This window comes from Synechococcus sp. Lug-A (assembly GCF_024345655.1).
Taxonomy (GTDB): Bacteria; Cyanobacteriota; Cyanobacteriia; order PCC-6307; family Cyanobiaceae; genus MW101C3.
In genome coordinates this window covers 23982-40311 of record NZ_JAGQBN010000007.1, presented here as the reverse complement: position 1 = coordinate 40311, position 16330 = coordinate 23982, and the positions used below count along the sequence as shown (strand labels likewise).

The 16330-nt window shown below is 67.0% G+C and carries 18 protein-coding genes and 1 tRNA gene; 11 read left to right on the top strand and 8 right to left on the bottom strand.

What is annotated here, in order from left to right; translation table 11 throughout:
- Positions 1-11: 11 nt before the first annotated feature.
- From def to rpsU, 4 genes are all read left to right on the top strand, one after another.
- A complete protein-coding gene (def, locus tag KBY86_RS06715) occupies positions 12-617 on the top strand; it encodes a peptide deformylase (RefSeq protein WP_094512745.1) in 606 nt (201 codons plus the stop codon).
- Positions 618-623: 6 nt separating this feature from the next.
- Entirely contained in the window at positions 624-821 is a 198-nt protein-coding gene (locus tag KBY86_RS06710) for a hypothetical protein (RefSeq protein ID WP_255101115.1), read from the top strand.
- Between the two features lie 63 nt (positions 822-884).
- Positions 885-1874: a DUF3747 domain-containing protein gene (locus KBY86_RS15225; protein WP_315855841.1), complete on the top strand. Its 990-nt coding sequence runs from the start codon at positions 885-887 to the stop codon at positions 1872-1874.
- 56 nt (positions 1875-1930) lie between these two features.
- Positions 1931-2101, top strand: coding sequence for a 30S ribosomal protein S21 (rpsU, locus tag KBY86_RS06700; protein ID WP_006172073.1), 171 nt, complete (start codon positions 1931-1933; stop codon positions 2099-2101).
- Between the two features lie 373 nt (positions 2102-2474).
- Here rpsU and KBY86_RS06695 read toward each other — a convergent pair whose 3' ends face one another.
- On the bottom strand, positions 2475-4082 hold the full coding sequence (locus tag KBY86_RS06695) for a YifB family Mg chelatase-like AAA ATPase (RefSeq protein WP_255140642.1): 1608 nt from the start codon (positions 4080-4082) through the stop codon (positions 2475-2477).
- Between the two features lie 56 nt (positions 4083-4138).
- Here KBY86_RS06695 and KBY86_RS06690 point away from each other — a divergent pair, with 56 nt between their 5' ends.
- From KBY86_RS06690 to KBY86_RS06680, 3 genes are read left to right on the top strand one after another with little or no spacing between them, the layout of a single operon-like run.
- A complete protein-coding gene (locus KBY86_RS06690; RefSeq protein ID WP_255140641.1) occupies positions 4139-4498 on the top strand; it encodes a histidine triad nucleotide-binding protein in 360 nt (119 codons plus the stop codon).
- A 57-nt stretch (positions 4499-4555) separates the two neighbouring features.
- Positions 4556-6541 carry an ABC transporter ATP-binding protein/permease gene (locus tag KBY86_RS06685; protein WP_255140640.1) on the top strand — a complete coding sequence of 662 codons (1986 nt, stop codon included), beginning with the start codon at positions 4556-4558 and terminating at the stop codon, positions 6539-6541.
- Between the two features lie 7 nt (positions 6542-6548).
- The gene (locus KBY86_RS06680) at positions 6549-6776 is read left to right on the top strand and encodes a chlorophyll a/b-binding protein (RefSeq protein WP_255140639.1); all 228 of its coding nucleotides are present in this window, start codon (positions 6549-6551) and stop codon (positions 6774-6776) included.
- A gap of 21 nt (positions 6777-6797) precedes the next feature.
- Here KBY86_RS06680 and KBY86_RS06675 read toward each other — a convergent pair whose 3' ends face one another.
- From KBY86_RS06675 to psbX, 5 genes are all read right to left on the bottom strand, one after another.
- On the bottom strand, positions 6798-8330 hold the full coding sequence (locus KBY86_RS06675) for a DUF2079 domain-containing protein (protein WP_255140638.1): 1533 nt from the start codon (positions 8328-8330) through the stop codon (positions 6798-6800).
- 91 nt (positions 8331-8421) lie between these two features.
- On the bottom strand, positions 8422-8907 hold the full coding sequence (locus KBY86_RS06670; RefSeq protein ID WP_255140637.1) for a hypothetical protein: 486 nt from the start codon (positions 8905-8907) through the stop codon (positions 8422-8424).
- Positions 8904-9422: a Tol biopolymer transporter periplasmic protein gene (locus KBY86_RS06665; protein WP_255140636.1), complete on the bottom strand. Its 519-nt coding sequence runs from the start codon at positions 9420-9422 to the stop codon at positions 8904-8906. The genes KBY86_RS06670 and KBY86_RS06665 overlap by 4 nt, the downstream gene beginning before the upstream one ends.
- A gap of 55 nt (positions 9423-9477) precedes the next feature.
- Positions 9478-10491 (bottom strand): Ycf66 family protein, encoded by a 1014-nt coding sequence (locus tag KBY86_RS06660; protein WP_255140635.1) that lies wholly within the window; start codon positions 10489-10491, stop codon positions 9478-9480.
- A 312-nt stretch (positions 10492-10803) separates the two neighbouring features.
- Entirely contained in the window at positions 10804-10926 is a 123-nt protein-coding gene (gene psbX / locus KBY86_RS06655; protein ID WP_094512754.1) for a photosystem II reaction center X protein, read from the bottom strand.
- Positions 10927-11004: 78 nt separating this feature from the next.
- Here psbX and KBY86_RS06650 point away from each other — a divergent pair, with 78 nt between their 5' ends.
- Positions 11005-11334, top strand: a complete 330-nt coding sequence (locus KBY86_RS06650; protein WP_094512755.1) for a YggT family protein — start codon at positions 11005-11007, stop codon at positions 11332-11334.
- A 154-nt stretch (positions 11335-11488) separates the two neighbouring features.
- Here the strand turns inward: KBY86_RS06650 and accC are convergent, their stop codons facing one another.
- Entirely contained in the window at positions 11489-12838 is a 1350-nt protein-coding gene (gene accC / locus KBY86_RS06645; RefSeq protein WP_094512756.1) for an acetyl-CoA carboxylase biotin carboxylase subunit, read from the bottom strand.
- 228 nt (positions 12839-13066) lie between these two features.
- On the opposite strand from accC, the gene KBY86_RS06640 reads away from it, so the two are divergent.
- The 3 genes from KBY86_RS06640 (at position 13067) to msrB (ending at position 14914) form a co-directional block, all read left to right on the top strand.
- Positions 13067-13148: transfer RNA gene (locus KBY86_RS06640), tRNA-Leu, on the top strand.
- A 15-nt stretch (positions 13149-13163) separates the two neighbouring features.
- Complete coding sequence (locus tag KBY86_RS06635) at positions 13164-14435, top strand: glycosyl transferase (RefSeq protein ID WP_094512757.1); 1272 nt, start codon at positions 13164-13166, stop codon at positions 14433-14435.
- Positions 14436-14473: 38 nt separating this feature from the next.
- Positions 14474-14914 (top strand): peptide-methionine (R)-S-oxide reductase MsrB, encoded by a 441-nt coding sequence (gene msrB, locus KBY86_RS06630; RefSeq protein WP_094512758.1) that lies wholly within the window; start codon positions 14474-14476, stop codon positions 14912-14914.
- Positions 14915-15051: 137 nt separating this feature from the next.
- Here the strand turns inward: msrB and KBY86_RS06625 are convergent, their stop codons facing one another.
- Entirely contained in the window at positions 15052-16251 is a 1200-nt protein-coding gene (locus KBY86_RS06625; protein ID WP_255140634.1) for a PRC-barrel domain-containing protein, read from the bottom strand.
- Positions 16252-16330 lie beyond the last annotated feature (79 nt).

Sequence of the window (16330 nt, the reverse complement as noted above, 5' to 3'; positions counted from 1 at the left end):
CAGGTGATGCCTTGGCCAGCAGCTTCGCCAAAATGGCCCGCCAGGCGGAGCTCACCAGCCGTGGGGTTCACGTCTCCAAGGAGGTGCTGGATCACCCCCCGCTGACCATTCACACCCTCGGCGATGCCGCGCTGCGCCAACCGGCCAAACGCATCAGCAAGGTGGATGAAGCGGTGCGGGATCTCGCCCGCGACATGCTCCGCAGCATGTATGCCGCCCATGGCATCGGCCTGGCCGCGCCCCAGGTGGGTGTCCACAAGCAGCTCGTGGTGATCGATCTCGATCCCGAGAACCCGGCCACCCCGCCCCAGGTGTTCATCAACCCCGAGATTGGCGCCACCAGCGGCTCGCTCACCACCTATGAAGAAGGTTGCCTGAGCATTCCCGGCGTGTATCTGCAGGTGGTTCGTCCCACCACCGCCGAGGTGAGCTTCCGTGACGAGCACGGCAGGCCCCGGCGGATCAAGGCCGATGGCCTGCTGGCCCGCTGCCTGCTCCATGAGATGGACCATCTCCATGGAGTGCTGTTCGTCGACCGCGTCACCGATGAACTGAGCCTCAACGATGGGCTCAAGGAGCACGGGTTCGAGCGCGCCGCCGTCCACTCCCTGCGCTGACGCCCAATGCCGATGAAACCGTTTGCCGGGGTGTTCCTGGCGCTCGCCTGCCTGCTGGGCATCGCCGCCACAGGCTCGGTGTTTGAGCTCTCCTATGGCGACCCAGATCTCGGGGTCGCCACCACCCGTCTGATCCTGGCGGCTTGCCTGCCCGGCACGGTCCTCAGCCTGCTGGTCGCAATTCGTCTCAACAAGCCGGCCTAAGGGGGGCTGGCACCCTCGGGCCTCACTTCTACCATCGGCACCTCCTGCCGCTGGGCACCTCCGATGCGACATCTCCGGCCGATCCGCGCCCTGCCATTCCTGTCCGCGCTCGGCGTCGTTGCGGTGGGCGGGTCCCTTGCACCCCTCCATGCCCAAGGGGCGCTGTTCGGTGCCCGAGATGTGGCGCAGGAGCGCTTCGTGCTGGTGGCCGCGCCGATCGGGGACGGCAGTCGCGCCCAGCTCAACATCTATGAACAGGTCACCAACCGCCGTCCCTGCTTCGCTGTGTCCGGCGCCAATCCGGCCCGCGTCGATCCGTTGCTGGGCACCTTCGACTTCACCGGCATCTGCACCCGCTACATCGACGCCAACGGCTATTCGCTGCGGGTGGGTGACAACGATCTGGCCACCGTGTATCGGATCAGTGTGGTGCGCAGCGGCAACGACAACATCCTGCTGGCCACGCCGCACCGTGGCAAAACCGGCCCCGAGATGATCCTGGCTCGTACCAACGGCCAGGCCGCCGGCTTCCTTCAGTTCACACCGGAGCCGGGGTGGCGCCTGAAGCGCCGTCACTTCGGCACCCGTGCCCTCGGCCACGTCTACATCTATCGCGATAACTGGCCGGGCGAAACAACGGCCGCCCCGGCCGGATCGGGTGCACCAGGGGGCACAGCTCCTGGCAGCACCGCTCCCGCCCCTGCGGGCCGTGGAACACCAGGGGCCACAACACCACAGCCCACGACCCCAGCCGCCCGCCCCACTTCCGCGCCTGCGGTCCCCGGCAGCAGCACTCCTCGAAGCACTACCCCCAGCACCACCGCTCCACGCACGGCGGTTCCCGGTGCAACGGCACCCGGTACCACGGCCCCTGCCTCCACAGGGCCCAGCACCACAGCGCCCAGCACCACCGTCCCGCGGCCCTCATCGCCAGCGGGTGCTGCAGCACCGACCGGCTCAGCGCCCGCTACCGGTGCCACGCGCACCGCTGTTCCCCTGTCGCCGCCCCCGGTGGTTCCGCCGGCGCCAACCTCAGCACCGCGCACTCGGTGAAGCCAGGGCGGAGGCAGTTGCTACATTGAGCAATCTCCAGCCCCACTGCGTGGTTCATGACCCAGGTCACCGTCGGCGAAAATGAAGGCATCGAATCGGCGCTGCGCCGGTTCAAGCGTCAGGTGTCCAAGGCAGGGATCTTTGCCGACCTCAAGCGCCTGCGTCACCACGAAACCCCCACCGAGAAGTACAAGCGCAAGGCCCAGCAGCGCCGCCGCCGCCGCTGATCCAGCCGACCGCTCGGAACGCTCACTGCCGCATTCCCAGCACCACGCCGGCTCAACCCTGCGGAACCTCTGTTCCGTGGGGTTTTCGTGTTTCCAGGAAACCTGGCCATCGGCTCGGTAGGTCCGGCTTCGTCGGTCCCGCGTCCTCAGCCCTGTGTCGTCAGCCCGGCTTTGTCAGCCGTGTGTTGTCCGTTCGGCGGCAGGTCCTATCCGGTCTCCGTCCCATCCGCCCCGCGGCGGGGGCAGGGGTTCAGCCCGTTGGCCCGCTGAACCGGCTGGCCCGCTCCTCTCTGACTCGCCGCCTCATCCAGCCGATCGCCTGGCTGCCTGCGCTTGAGCGTGTAGTCCGCGGCGCTTCCCGACTGCCCATGGTTCAACCCGTGTCTCCCCGGACCTGCTGCTTGCCTCCACTCAGCAGCTGGTCGGTGCCGGTTTGTAGCTGATCGAAGGAGCGATAGGTGAGGGCTTCCGCCAGGTGGGAGGCCTGCACCTCGTTGCTGGCTTCGAGATCAGCGATCGTGCGCGCCACCCGCACCAGCCGTTCGGCTGAACGGGCCGAGAGCCGCCGCTGCCGGATCGCGCCGCGCCAGCGCTCCAGCGCCGCCGCCGACAACGCCAGATGCTGCCGAAGAGCCTCGCCCGTCAAGGCGCTGTTCGCTTGCCCTGCCGGGTTTCGCCGCGTCATCCGTTCGCGCGCCTGCCGCACCCGCTCCGCCACCGCCCCGCTGCTGGGCGGTGGGCTATGGCCGCCGCCCTCGCCGCTGGCGGCGGGAAGCCCCACCAGCTCATCAGCCTCCAGGCGCCGCATCACCACCTGAAGATCGATCCGATCCAGCAGTGGCCCCGACAGGCGCGCCCAGTAACGCTGGCGCACCCCTTCCGGGCATTGGCAGCTGCGCAGCGGATCGCCGAACCAGCCGCACGGGCAGGGATTGGTGGCCGCCACCAGCGCTATCCGGCAGGGGAAGCGGGTTCGCTGGCGCTGGCGGCTGATCCAGACCTCCCCCTCCTCCAGCGGCTCGCGCAGCTGATCGAGCACGGCCCGCTGGAATTCAGCCAGCTCGTCGAGAAACAGCACGCCGTGATGGGCCAGCGACAGTTCACCTGGCCGCGGCAACGCCCCGCCTCCCACCAGGGCCGTGGCGGTGCAGCTGTGGTGGGGGGCGCGGAAGGGCCGCTGGCGGATCAGGCCCGCCTCGCCGCTCAGCAGACCTGCCACGGAGACCACCTGGGTGAGCTCGAGTGCTTCCTCCGGCGGCAGCGGTGGCAGCAGTCCCGGCAGGCGGCGGGCCAGCATCGTCTTGCCGCTGCCCGGAGGGCCCACCAGCAGCAGGTGATGGTGTCCGGCTGCGGCGATCTCCAGCGCCCGCCGGCCGTGGTGCTGCCCCCGCACATCGGCCAGATCCGCCGCTGCCCCCTCGCCTGCTCCTACCGGCTTACCTGCGGCGGGCCGGCAGGGGCAGGCGAGGGCTGGATCCAAGAGCAGCTGGGCCACCTGCTGCAGCGTTTCGGCCGGCCATACCGTGAGCCCCTCCACCAGGGACGCCTCAGCGCCGTTGGCGGCCGGCACCACCAGGGCCCGCGCGCCGGCCTGCCTGGCGGCCAGGGCCAGGGCCAGCGTCCCGCGCCCAGGCCGCAGGGTGCCATCGAGGCCCAGCTCGCCGGTGCTCCAGACGCCGATCAGCCGCTGGGGATCGAGCTGGCCGCTGGCCAGCAGCACGCCCAGGGCGATCGGCAGATCGAAGGCGGGCCCCTCCTTGCGCAGGTCGGCTGGAGCCAGGCTCACGATCACCCGGGTGAGCGGGGGCCGGAAGCCGCTGTTGCGCAGCGCCGCCCGCACCCGCTCGCGGGATTCGCGGCCGGCGGTGTCGGAGAGGCCCACCAGCTGCAGGGCCGGCAGGCCCGGGGCGATGTCCACCTCCACCACCACCGGCGCCGCCTCCAGTCCCAGCAGGGCGGCGCTGTTGCAGCGTGCCAACATCGATCGGAAACCAGGGTCACCTCACCGGTTCCCGCCCTGTCCTGCCCTGTGGCGTCATGGCCTCCAGCACCCCACCCGCGGCCGACACGATCTTCGGGCGGATCCTGCGCGGTGAGATCCCCTGCGATCAGGTCCACGCCGACGACCTCTGCCTGGCCTTCCGCGATGTGAACCCCCAGGCGCCGGTGCACGTGCTGGTGATCCCACGTGAACCCCTGGTGAATCTCAATGCCGCAGGGGAGGAACACGAGGCCCTGCTGGGGCATCTGCTGCTGGTGGCCGCCAGGGTGGCCCGCCAGGAGGGGCTCAAGGGGTGGCGCACCGTCATCAACAACGGCGCCGAAGCCGGCCAGACCGTCTTTCACCTGCATGTGCATGTGATCGGTGGCCGTCCGCTGCACTGGCCACCGGGCTGACCGCCCCCTCCCACCGCTCCCTGCCAGCGGCGACAATGGGCGGACCTGTCACGGTCCATGAGCTTCTTCAAGGCGTTCCGCGAGCAGCTCGGCAAGCTGCAGCGCCTGGCCCAGCCTTACTTCCTCCCGCTGGAGGAGAGCAGTTCCTGGCAATTCCTGCTGCTGGTGCTGTCCCTGCTTGCGGTGGTGGTGGGCGTCACCCTGCTGCTGCTCACCGGCTCGGTGGCCGCCGCGGGTGTGCTCATCCCCGATCTGCGCAGCCGCTTCTTGCCAGGGGTGCCCGAGCAGGTGGCCGCGCTCTGGAGCGGCCCGATCGGTCCGGTAGTGATGGCCCTGTTCGCCGGCGGCCTGGCTGTGTTCAGCAGCTTCCGGGCGAAGCTGCGCCAGGGCCGCTGGCTTCCCTGGCTGTTGATCGGCGTGATCACGTTGTTGATCCTGGTGATCAACGGCATCAACGTGGGCATCAGCTTTGTGGCCCGCAACGTTGATAACGCCCTGGTGGCCTACGACCAGGACGGCTTCTGGAAGATCGTGGCGATTTATGCCTTCTGCCTGGTGCTGGCTCTGCCGATCCGCGCCACGCAGAGCTACCTGATCCCCAAGCTTGGCCTGCTGTGGCGCGAGTGGTTGAGCGGTCGCCTGCTCACCCGCTACCTCTCGAACCGCGCCTATTACATCCTCAATCCCAACGACGAATCCCTGCAGGAGATCGATAACCCTGACCAGCGGATTTCTCAGGACACTGCCAGCTTCACTGGCACCAGCTTGAGCGTCACGGTGGAGATCCTCTCCGCGCTGCTCACCTTCGTGAGCTTCATCATTGTGCTGTGGAGCATCAGCGTGAATCTCGCGCTGCTCCTGCTGGCCTATTCATTGGGCGGCACCGCACTGATCGTGTTCGCCAGCCGCAAGCTGGTGGCGTTGAACTATCAGCAGCTGAAGCTGGAGGCCGATTTCCGCTATGGCCTCGTTCACATCCGCGACAACGCCGAGTCGATTGCCTTCTATCGCGGTGAGCAGCAGGAAGGCAAAGAGGCGGAGCGCCGGCTGAGTGGTGCGATCGTGAACTACAACAAGCTGATCGTGTGGGAGGCGCTGATCCAGGTGATCCAGCGCTCCTACGACTACTTCTCGCGCTTTCTGCCCTGGCTGGTGATCGCTCCGGTCTATTTCGCAAAGGAAGTTGATTTCGGCGTGTTCGGGCAGGCCAGCATCGCCTTCAGTCAGGTGTTGTTCTCGGTCAGTTACATCGTCAACAACATCGATCGCCTGGCGGCCTTTTCCGCGAGCATCAGCCGCCTGGAGGGCTTCCAGCTCAAGGTGGATGAGATCGGCAGCCAGGCCCGCGAACGCAGCTACCAGGATTCACTGCTGGCAGATGCCTCACACCAGACCATCCTCGTGAAGCATGCGGATCTGGTGCCACCCCACACAGACCGCCGCCTGATTCACGACATCAGCCTGGAGGTGGGCCCTGCTCAGCGGTTGCTGGTGGTGGGCCCCAGCGGCTGCGGCAAAACCTCGTTTCTGCGCATGGTGAGTGGCCTGTGGCCGGCTGCGGCCGGCACGGTGGAGCGGCCACCGCTGGCGGAGTTGTTGTTCATTCCCCAGAAGCCCTACATGATCCTGGGCAGCCTGCGGGAACAGCTCTGCTACCCCCAGCAGCCCGAGCGCTTCAGCGACGACCACCTGCGCAGCGTCCTGGAAGAGGTGCGGCTGCCGGAGCTGGTGCGCCGCTACCCCGACCTCGACATCAAGCAGGACTGGCCCCGCCTCCTCTCCCTCGGCGAGCAGCAGCGCCTGGCCTTCGCCCGGTTGCTGCTCAACTCGCCGCGGTTCGTGGTGCTCGATGAGGCCACCAGTGCCCTCGATGTGAACACCGAGAAGCATCTCTACAAGTTGCTCACCGAGCGGGACATGGCCTTTGTGAGCGTGGGCCACCGCCCCACCCTGGCCGCCTTCCACGACACCGTGCTCGAACTGGACGGCCAGGGCGGCTGGCGCCTGCTGCCGGCCACCGGCTATGACTTCACTCGCACCTGAACGCCCCATGCCCACCGATCCGGAACCCGCCACCGACCAAGCCACTGCTCCAGCGGCAGATCTCGCCGTGCCAGCTCCCACAAGCGCCACCACGGCCGATGCCCCTGCCTTCGGCTGGAGCGGTTATGCCGAACGGGTCAATGGCCGCTTCGCGATGATCGGCTTTGCCTCCGTGCTGCTGATCGAAGCCCTCAGCGGTGACACCTTCCTGCACTGGGCTGGCCTGGTGCCCTGAGCCTGGCTTGGGGCGGGGTTGTCATGAGAACACATCCACCGATTTGAGCACCGATGGTGACCAGGGCAGGGGGCGATTGGTGCGAAAGAGCATGAAATCAGGAGATTGGTAGATCATGCGGAAGGATTGATCGGCCTTGAGTCGCCGTTGCAGCACGCGATCCTTCTTCGAATCGGAGCCATTCAGCAGAATGTAGTCGTAGTGCTGCATGAACTTTGATGTCATGTACCGCTCGCCATCACTGTGCAGGCGCTTGCTGATCACTCTTCGATGGGAGAGGTGGGGAGCGATGTCGATGGGAGCCAGGACTGCCGAGTCTGGCTGAATCAACGACACAACGCGATGGGCCTCTTCAATCCGCTCGAAAGACGAATGGTTCGTCATGATCCTGATGAACTTCGTTAACCCGAACATGCACAGGACAGCCCACGCAAGCAAAAGGCTGGATCGGATCTTGGGAAAGCCGTAGGTTCGCGAGGAAATCGCAAACAGAATGATGAACGGAACAATCGGCAAACTGTAATGGAGCATGAGCCCCTTGTGATTGGGGTGATCGCTCAGCAGATTCAGCAACAGCGCAGGAATGGCACCCGTCAGTTCAGGAAATGCCTTGATGTTGCTGGTGAAGATGACAGGGAGAATCAGCAGGAACAGGTAGAAGGCATTCTCAACGGAGAACAGATGGCGAATCAGAACCATCGGGTTGAACAGGATGGTAGTGACCACCTCTTGGTGGGAATTACCGAGATAGCTGAAAAACCGGCCAATCCAGTCGTGCTTAATCACCCCACCCCCGAATGATGGGGTAACGACCGAAATGATCAGGGCGAGGTAGAAGGTGGACAGGCCCATCACCAACAGGCCTGTCCTGCGGTCCCGCCTGATCAGGAAGTAGGCACCAAGCCCGATGCATGTGAGCGCCAGGGCCTGCTTGCAGGCCAACACCACTCCGATCGCCAGAAGGGTCATCCAGAGATGGCCTCTCCGCTGGCTGTAGATGGCCAGGAAGAGAAATGGAATGGCAATGATTTCGGGATGGAAGTCGGAAACACTTGCATTGATCACCACCGGATAGAGGAAGTAGATGAAGGCCATCAGCCTTGCGTCCTGATCGCTCAGTCGAAAATCTTTCGCGATCAGATAGACGATTGGCCCACTGATTGCCAGGCTGAATGCCTGAACGGCGAACAGCCACTGAACCGATGGATGAATCCTGTACAGCAAACTCAGGGGGTAGAAGATCCATGAGGCATGATCGCCAAGAATGTGAAAGCCCAGGTAGGAGGAGATCGGTGGCAATCCCTGGCTGATCAGGTACACAGCCTGATCAAAGATGCCGAGGTCGAAGGCACTGGAAGAAAGGGTGTAATGGCGGTAGGAGGCGCTCAGGAAGAACACCACGAAGAGGGCCAGAGAGGCCAGCCACAGGCCACGCGGAACCTTCCGATCGGCACCGTTGACGCCAGCGGCGGTTCCGACCTTGTTGCCCGGCGAGGGCGTTGATTCCATTCTTCGTGATTCGGTCATGCCGTGCCCATCTCCTGCCTCAGCCATGCTTCCACAGCAGGCTGTGAGGGCCCCCACTCCGCCGTCGCACCTGCCTGATGACCCATGCCGGGGCCGGCCATCGCGCCGGGTTTCCGGTTCATGGCAGCTCCAGCAGGTCCACCTGCCAGATCCCGCCGCGGCTCACCTCCACCGCCAGCTGGCGCCCATCGCCGCTGAGGCTCACCTGGCGCGGCACCCCCGCTGGATCCAGCGGCAGAGGCTGAAACCCCTGGATCGAGCGCCGGTACAGCCCCAGCTCGGTGCGGCCGTCCCGCTGCCGCACCACCGCCAGCCGCTCGCCGCTCCCATCCACGCTGGCGCTCACCGGTTGGGCATCGGGGCGGTTCAGTCCCGGCACGGGAACCGGCCGGTTGGTCCGCAGATCGACCAGAACCACCTGCTCCCGGCCCTGGCGGCCGCTGATCAGGGCCAGCCACCCGCTGGCCAGGGACGGCTCACGCCCAGTGGCGCCGGCTTGCTCCAGGGCCTGGTTGATCGGTACCAGCGGCCGCAGGGGGGAGGCACTGCAGCCGGCCAGACCGACCAGCAGCAATCCAACAACCAGGGTCGGCGGCTCCCTCATCGCCCCGGCACTGCCAGCCCGGGCGGCAGATCGGGTTCGAGCAGACCACTGAGATCGAACAGTTCCACCTGCCGCTGGCCGCCGCGCACCAACTGCATGGCGAGGCGCCGGCCGTCCGGGGCCAGGCTGAGTCGCTCGGGCTCCTGGCCTCCCGGCAGGGGCAGGGGAGTGCCACGGCCGTTGGCACGGTCCTCGATCACCGCCAGGCGCCGCTCACCCCGCTGCACGATCACGGCCAGGTAGCGACCGTTCCAGCTCAACGACGGGGAGCTGTGGGGCTGCTGCCGCTGCAGGTGGCGCAGGGGAATCACTCTGCCGCTGAGCCGATCCTGGAGCAGCACGGTGGTGCGCCCGCCGCGCTCCACCAGGGTGGCCAGCAGCCGGCCATCCCCGCTCAATGCCGGCTCCTGGCGCGCCTCGGGTCCGAGGCCGGTGGAGGGGGCCGGCCGGCTGCTCGGGCCCAGCCCGCAGCCTGAGAGCCAGACCACCAGCTGCAGGGCCAACAGCCAGGGCACCCAGCGCAGGGGGCATGGCTGGCCCCAGCCCAGAGCTCTCACCGGTGGCTGGGGGTCAGTCGTCGAAACGGGAGCTGTTGTCGCGGCTGGAGCCAGGGCGAGCGCTGCTGGAGGCATTGCGGGCACCGGCAGGACCGGACTCATTTCGAGCACTGGCGCTGCTGCTGGAGCGCAACGGTGTGTAATCCGCGTCGCTGGCCGGATCAGGGGTGCTGCCGGAGGCTGGTGCACCGCCAAGACCGCCGCGCAGCGGTGAACCCATGGGTACCCCGGCTGCGGGCCGTGACGAGGGCTCAGCGCCGCCGGGCAGTGGACCGGCACCCGGAACAGGGGCGTTGCCGGTGCGCCGGCTGGAGCGGGGAACAGACTCGCTGCTGGCGGTAGGGCGGGTGCCTCGCCGCGGCTCCGCAGCCACATCCCGATCACGACGGCGAGCGCCGAAGGCGGGGCCTGAGCTGGGGGCTGCAGTGCTGCGGGGGGATGAGCCTGCGCGGAAGCCGGGATCCACAGCGGCCGGGCGGTCGTCCACGCGGGGGGAGCGGGGGGCAGGATCCCAGTCGTCGGTGTCGGCGGGGCGGCGGCTGGCGGCCCGCTCGGGGATGGCAGGGCGCGCGGTGCGGCGCGGACGGTAGAAGTCGTCGTCTTCGGGTTCCGCTTCGCGTGAACGGATCCTGCGGCGCAGGGGCTGGGGTTCTTCCAGGCGGTCGACATCGGGGTTCCAGTCGCCGCCACCCATGCGGCCACGGGCGGGAGGTGGCAGGGGTTCGTCGTCGTCGAAGAAGGAGGAGCGCCGGGCCTGCTCGGTGGTGACGCCCCTCAGGCGCACGCTCTCGTAGGCGAAAAAGACGGTGGTGCCGGCCAGCAGAAACTGACCGAACTGGAGGATCGGATCGAGGCGCCAGCCCTGGAAGAAGAGGATCCCACCGCAGAGGAGGCCGATCGCCGCGAAGAAAACGTCGTAGTCGCGAGCGAGGGCGGGCTTGAAGCTCCTCATGAAATAGAGAAAGGCTCCGCCGACGGCCAACACGATGCCGACGATGCTCGCCCAGTTCAGGCTGGCATTAACCACGTCTGGAAGACCTCAGGCAGAACGGACGTCCGCATCCTCCGACTGGAGAACCCGTTCAAGCACTTTAGGGACATCTCCAGAGCGCGGCCGGGAAGACCCATTCACCGTTGCCGCACCAACGGTGAGCAGCAATCAAGCCAGTGACGGGAGCCTGCCGGTTGCGTTCTGCAGGCCGATCCTGTGGAGCTCTGCGGCGGATCTTTGCAACGCACTGCTACTGGAGACCGGCGTGGCCTCCAGTAGCTCAAGGCCGTGCTGCTTCTCGACGCTTGGGTCTGCCTGTGCGAGCGCTGGCCGTGTTGGTCAAGCGGATCAGAGCTTGCGGTCGACCTGATCGGTTTGGCTGATCAGCACGAGCGCGATGCTGATGGGGATCACCACGATCACCGCTCCCCAGACGAGGCTGCTCAGGAAGTTGGCGAGGGAAGGGGTCATGGTGGCGCTGGTGGAGGCTGGGATCCTAGTCAAGGGCCACCGCTTCCTACGATCAATGGCCTTTCTGCTTAGAGCTTTGTGACGGCTGCAACCTTGCTGCGTTCGCTGCCGGCGCTGAACCTGCTGCTGGGTCTGGTGCTGGGCGCCTGGACCCTGCTGTTTCTGTTCCGCATCGTGCTCACCTGGTACCCCCAGATCGATCTGCAGCGGGGCGCCATGCGGTTGATCGGCTGGCCCACGGAGTCGCTGCTGGCCACCACCCGCCGCGTGGTGCCGCCGATCGGTGGCGTCGACGTGACACCGGTGATCTGGGTGGGGTTGATCAGCCTGGTGCGCGAGTTGCTGCTGGGCCAGCAGGGCCTGCTCACCCTTGTGGCGCGGCATGGATCCACCCTGGGGGCCGGCTGAACCGTTTCGCCCAGGGCGAACAGGACAGCCTCAGAGTGCTGGCCGGACCACCACCCACAATCCGCCCGTCACAGAATGGTGGCTGAATCGCGCCGGACCCGAACCAGCAGCCAGAACTGCCAGCCTCGGCAAACCACTGGCTGATCTGCCGGCATCAGCCCGGCAGCATCTCCTGCTCCACGAACTTGGTGTGGATGTCGCCGCGCTGAAACTCGGGCCGGTCCAGCAGGCTGAGGTGGAAGTCGATCGTGGTGGAGATGCCTGTGATGGCGCATTCCATCAACGCGCGCCGCATGCGCCGGATGGCGCCCTCACGATCGGGTGCCCACACGATCAGCTTGCCGATCAGGGAGTCGTAGAAAACCGGAATCTCGTAGCCCGTGTAGACGTGGCTGTCGACCCGCACTCCAGGCCCGCCCGGAGGCAGCCAGCCGGAGATGCGCCCCGGCGCTGGCCGGAAATTCTTCTGTGGATCCTCGGCGTTGATGCGGCATTCAATGGCGTGCCCGCGCAGCTGCACATCGGCCTGCCGCATGCGGAGGGGCTCACCACCGGCGATATGCAGCTGCTCGGCGATCAGGTCGATGCCGGTCACCATCTCCGTGACCGGGTGCTCCACCTGGATGCGGGTGTTCATCTCCATGAAGTAGAAGGCACCGCTCTTGTCGAGCAGGAACTCCACGGTGCCGGCGCCCTCGTAGGTGATGCTGCGGGCCGCTGCCACCGCCGCTTCCCCCATGCGCTGACGCAGGTCAGCATCAAGCGCCGGGCTGGGCGCTTCCTCCAGCAGCTTCTGGTGACGGCGTTGGATCGAGCAGTCGCGCTCCCCAAGATGCACCACGTTGCCGTGGCGGTCGGCCAGCACCTGCACTTCCACGTGCCGGGGCCGGTCGATGAACTTTTCCATGTAGAGGCCAGGATTGCCGAAGGCAGCCTCGGCCTCGCCCTGGGCCGCTTTGAACAGGCTCTCGAGCTGGTCGGCATCGGGCACCAGCCGCATGCCCCGCCCGCCGCCACCGGCGGTGGCTTTGATCATGACCGGATAGCCCATGGCCGCGGCGACTGCCGCTGCCGTCTCGGCATCGGCCAGCAGGCCCTCGCTGCCCGGCACGGTGGGAACACCCACCCGCTGCATGGTGGCCTTGGCGGTGGATTTGTCGCCCATCGCCCGGATCGCCTCCGCCGAAGGACCCACGAAGGTGAGGCCGTGTGCGGCGCAGATCTCAGCAAACCGGTCGTTTTCGGCCAGGAAGCCATAGCCGGGATGGATGGCGTCAGCGCCGCGGGAGATGGCCGCCGCGATGATGTTGGGAATGTTGAGATAGCTCTTTCTGCTGGGCGCCTCGCCCACGCACACCGCTTCATCGGCGAGCTGCACGTGCAGGGCGTTGCGATCCACAGTGCTGTAGATGGCCACTGTGGCAATGCCCAGTTCTCGGCAGGAACGCAGGATTCGCAGCGCGATTTCGCCCCGGTTGGCGATCAGCAGCTTGCCGATGGGCATCCCATATGCATCTAGGCGCAGCGGACTGTATCAGCGCTCAATCAAGCGCCTGCCGCCCGCTGCCATCCCGGCAGCCTGCCCGGTGGAAGCGGCCCACCAGTTAAGCGCTGATGGTTGGTGCTGACCCATCTGCGCTGTGCCATCGCGCGAGGTGTGGGGCGCAGCGGAAGGGTGGGCCGGGCGATCGGTATATTGACGAGTCGAAGGGGGTTCGCCCTTGACGGCCACGCGGATGTGGTGGAATTGGTAGACACGCACGTTTGAGGGGCGTGTGGCTTCGGCCTTGCGAGTTCAAGTCTCGCCATCCGCATTTCTCTTCCCCAACTTGACCGGCCCGCCGTCCGCCACAGCGATCGTGCTGGTCTGCAACGGCCCCGGTGAACTCACCACCTGGGTTCGGCCTCTGGCCGAACGGTTGCATGCGTCCCTGGCCTTGCGTCCCCGCCAGCCTCAGGCGGCCACAGAGCTGCGGCTGGTGCTGGTTCCCTGCCCGAATGCCACCGGCCATGAGCGCCAGGCCGCCGAAAGGCTTGGCCTGTTCAACTCGATAGTGCCAGCCGACAGGTTCTGGAAGCTGCTGCTGCGTCCCCGCCGCTATGGCCCTTGGCCGGCCAGGGGTGTGGTGGTGTTCCTGGGCGGCGATCAGTTCTGGACGGTGCTGCTCAAGGCCCGCCTCGGCTATCGCCACCTCACCTACGCGGAGTGGGTGGCGCGCTGGCCTCGCTGGAACGACCGGATTGCTGCGATGGGCACGGAGGCTGAGCGCCGCCTGCCCGCCCGCTGGCGCCACCGCTGCACCATCGTGGGCGATCTGATGGCTGACCTCTCCGAGACGGCCCGTGCTGAGGCGCCCTTGCCGGCCGGCCAGTGGGTGGCCCTGCTGCCAGGTTCGAAGCGCGCCAAGTTGCTGGTGGGGGTGCCCTTTCTGCTCGACACCGCCGACCGGCTCGCCGCTCTGAGGCCCGACTGCCGCTTTCTGTTACCCGTGGCGCCCACCACCACCGTGGCCGAACTGCTCGCACTGGCCGGACCCGCCAATCCGTTGCAACGGCACTACGGCAGCAGCGAGCCCCGCTTGCTAGAGCCCTCCGCCGAGGCGCCATCCCGCTGGCTGGAAACCGCCGCCGGCACGCGCATCCTGCTGGTGGAGCAGCATCCCGCCCACGGGGCGCTGAGCCAGTGCGCCCTTGCCCTCACCACCGTGGGCGCCAACACTGCCGAGCTCGGCGCCCTCGGGGTGCCGATGATCGTGCTGGTGCCCACCCAGCATCTTCAGGTGATGCAGGCCTGGGACGGATGGCTGGGGCTGGTGGCACGCCTGCCGCTGCTGCGCTGGTTGCTGGGGGTGGCGCTTACCGCCTGGCGGATGCGCCAGCGCGGCTTCCTTGCCTGGCCGAACATCTCCGCCGGGCGGGCTGTGGTGCCCGAGCGGGTGGGGCCGATCCTTCCCCAGGAGATCGCCGCTGAAGCCGCTGACTGGCTGTCCCATCCGGACCGTCTGGCGGGGCAGCGGGAGGACCTGCGCAGCTTGCGGGGGCAGCCCGGAGCTGTGGCCGCTCTGGCCGCGATGGTGACTGATCTGCTTCCCACTGCGTAGGTTGAGGGCTGCCTTCTCGCCGCTCGTCGCCTCCGGCCATGGCCCCTTCCGATTCAGCTGCCGCTTCCTCCCCCGCTCCCACCCCGGCGGAAGCGGATCAGATCTGGCAGCAGAAGCTCACGCCTGAGCAATACCAGGTGGCGCGCCTCGGGGGCACGGAGCGGGCCTTCACCGGTGCCTATTGGAACAACAAGCAGGCCGGGCACTACAACTGCGTCTGCTGTGGCACCCGGCTGTTCACCTCCGACGCCAAGTACGACTCCGGCTCCGGTTGGCCCAGCTTCTGGAGCGGCCTCGATCCCAAGGCGATCACCACCGTCGAAGACCGCAGCCACGGCATGGTGCGCACGGAAATCCGCTGTGCCAACTGTGAGGCGCACCTTGGACACCTGTTCACCGACGGTCCAGCGCCCACCGGTCTGCGTTACTGCGTGAACTCGGCTTCGCTCGACTTTGAACCGAAGGAAGGGGCAGGATGAAAATCGCTCCACGAGCGCTGTGATCAGCCCAGGCAATGATCAGCGACGGGCGCAATCAGTCTTGGCCCCCAAAACCTACAGTCCGCATCACTTCAGGCCGCGCGGTGACAGTGGACCTTCATCACAGAAGGCCGTGATCACCAGGGATCTTCAAAATCGTTACGGCGGCGCCGAGCGGCCTGATCGGTCACATCCTCATCTGTGTACGGCTCCACGTCCACATCGACGGGATCCTCGGCGATGGGTGGGCGCCGACGGCTGTCCGGGCGCGCCTGAAGAGGGCGCTCGCGCAGGGGCAGCGTGCGCTCTGAGCGTGGCGGGAGAGGATCAAGGGGTTCCAGTGGTTCACGGCCGGGCTGGTCATTGCCGTAGCCGCTCTCCTCGCCGCGGATGAAGTCCCGGTCTTGAGGACGACCGAGGCCGCGGACCTCGTCGTTGCCATAGCCACGGCCCTCTTCCCGGTTGAAGCCCCGGTCGTCGTCGCGGTCGAAGCGGCGCGACTCGCCACGGCCATAAGATTCCTCCTCGCCGTCGTCGAGGTAGCGGCGCTGACGCAGCGGCTCCTGCCGCCGCCGCTCCAGCTCCACGTATTCGAGCTCCTGATCGACGCTGGGCTCCACAGCCCGGTTGGTGGCGGGCTGGATCCGGCGCTGCTCCTGGACGCTGGGCTGCCCGGAGGCCAGTTGGTTCTCCACCGGCACCATCGTCTGGCGGAAGCGATCGCGCTCTTCCTGCTCCCAACTGGGGCCGCCGATGCCGAGCTTCTCGAGCAGGCCCGTGCCCAGTTGCTTGAGTTTTTCTTCCGCCCCCTCATACACAATGATGCGGTCGGGGCCGCTGCTGACGACCTCCTCCACCGCCAGTTCCCAGGTGCTCAGCACCCCCTCGCCCAGCAGGGGCACGCCGAGGGCCCCCAGCACCAGGGTGGTGAGCTCACCGGTCTCGATGTCGAAGCTGAAGCCGAGCACCCGGCCGAGCTGCTCGCCCGACTCGCTGATCACCTGGCAGTTGATCACCTTGCTGTAGCGCTCGGGATTGAACCCCTGCGCCAGCGAATCGACGGAATCCACCAGGATCACATCGCCCACCTGACGGATGCGGTCGAGCGGCATCCAGCGGGGCAGGCCCGGCAGGAAGCGTGTGAGGGGGTTGTCGCGCAGGCCGAGGGCCACCACCTCACGCCGGTCAATGTCCACCACCACCTCGCCCACCACCCCAAGGCGGCGCCCCGTGTCACGGGTGATCACCTGGGTGCCCATCAGCTCCGACCGCAGCCAGAGACGGTCGCTGGGTGCGGCGGCGGCGGGATCGGCGGAAGGAGGAATGGAAGAGGTCAACGGCCAGATCCCGCGGGGTGTCGGCGACATTGGGGCTGGGGGTCATTGTGACCCACGACCCCGGTGCTGGGGGTTCGGT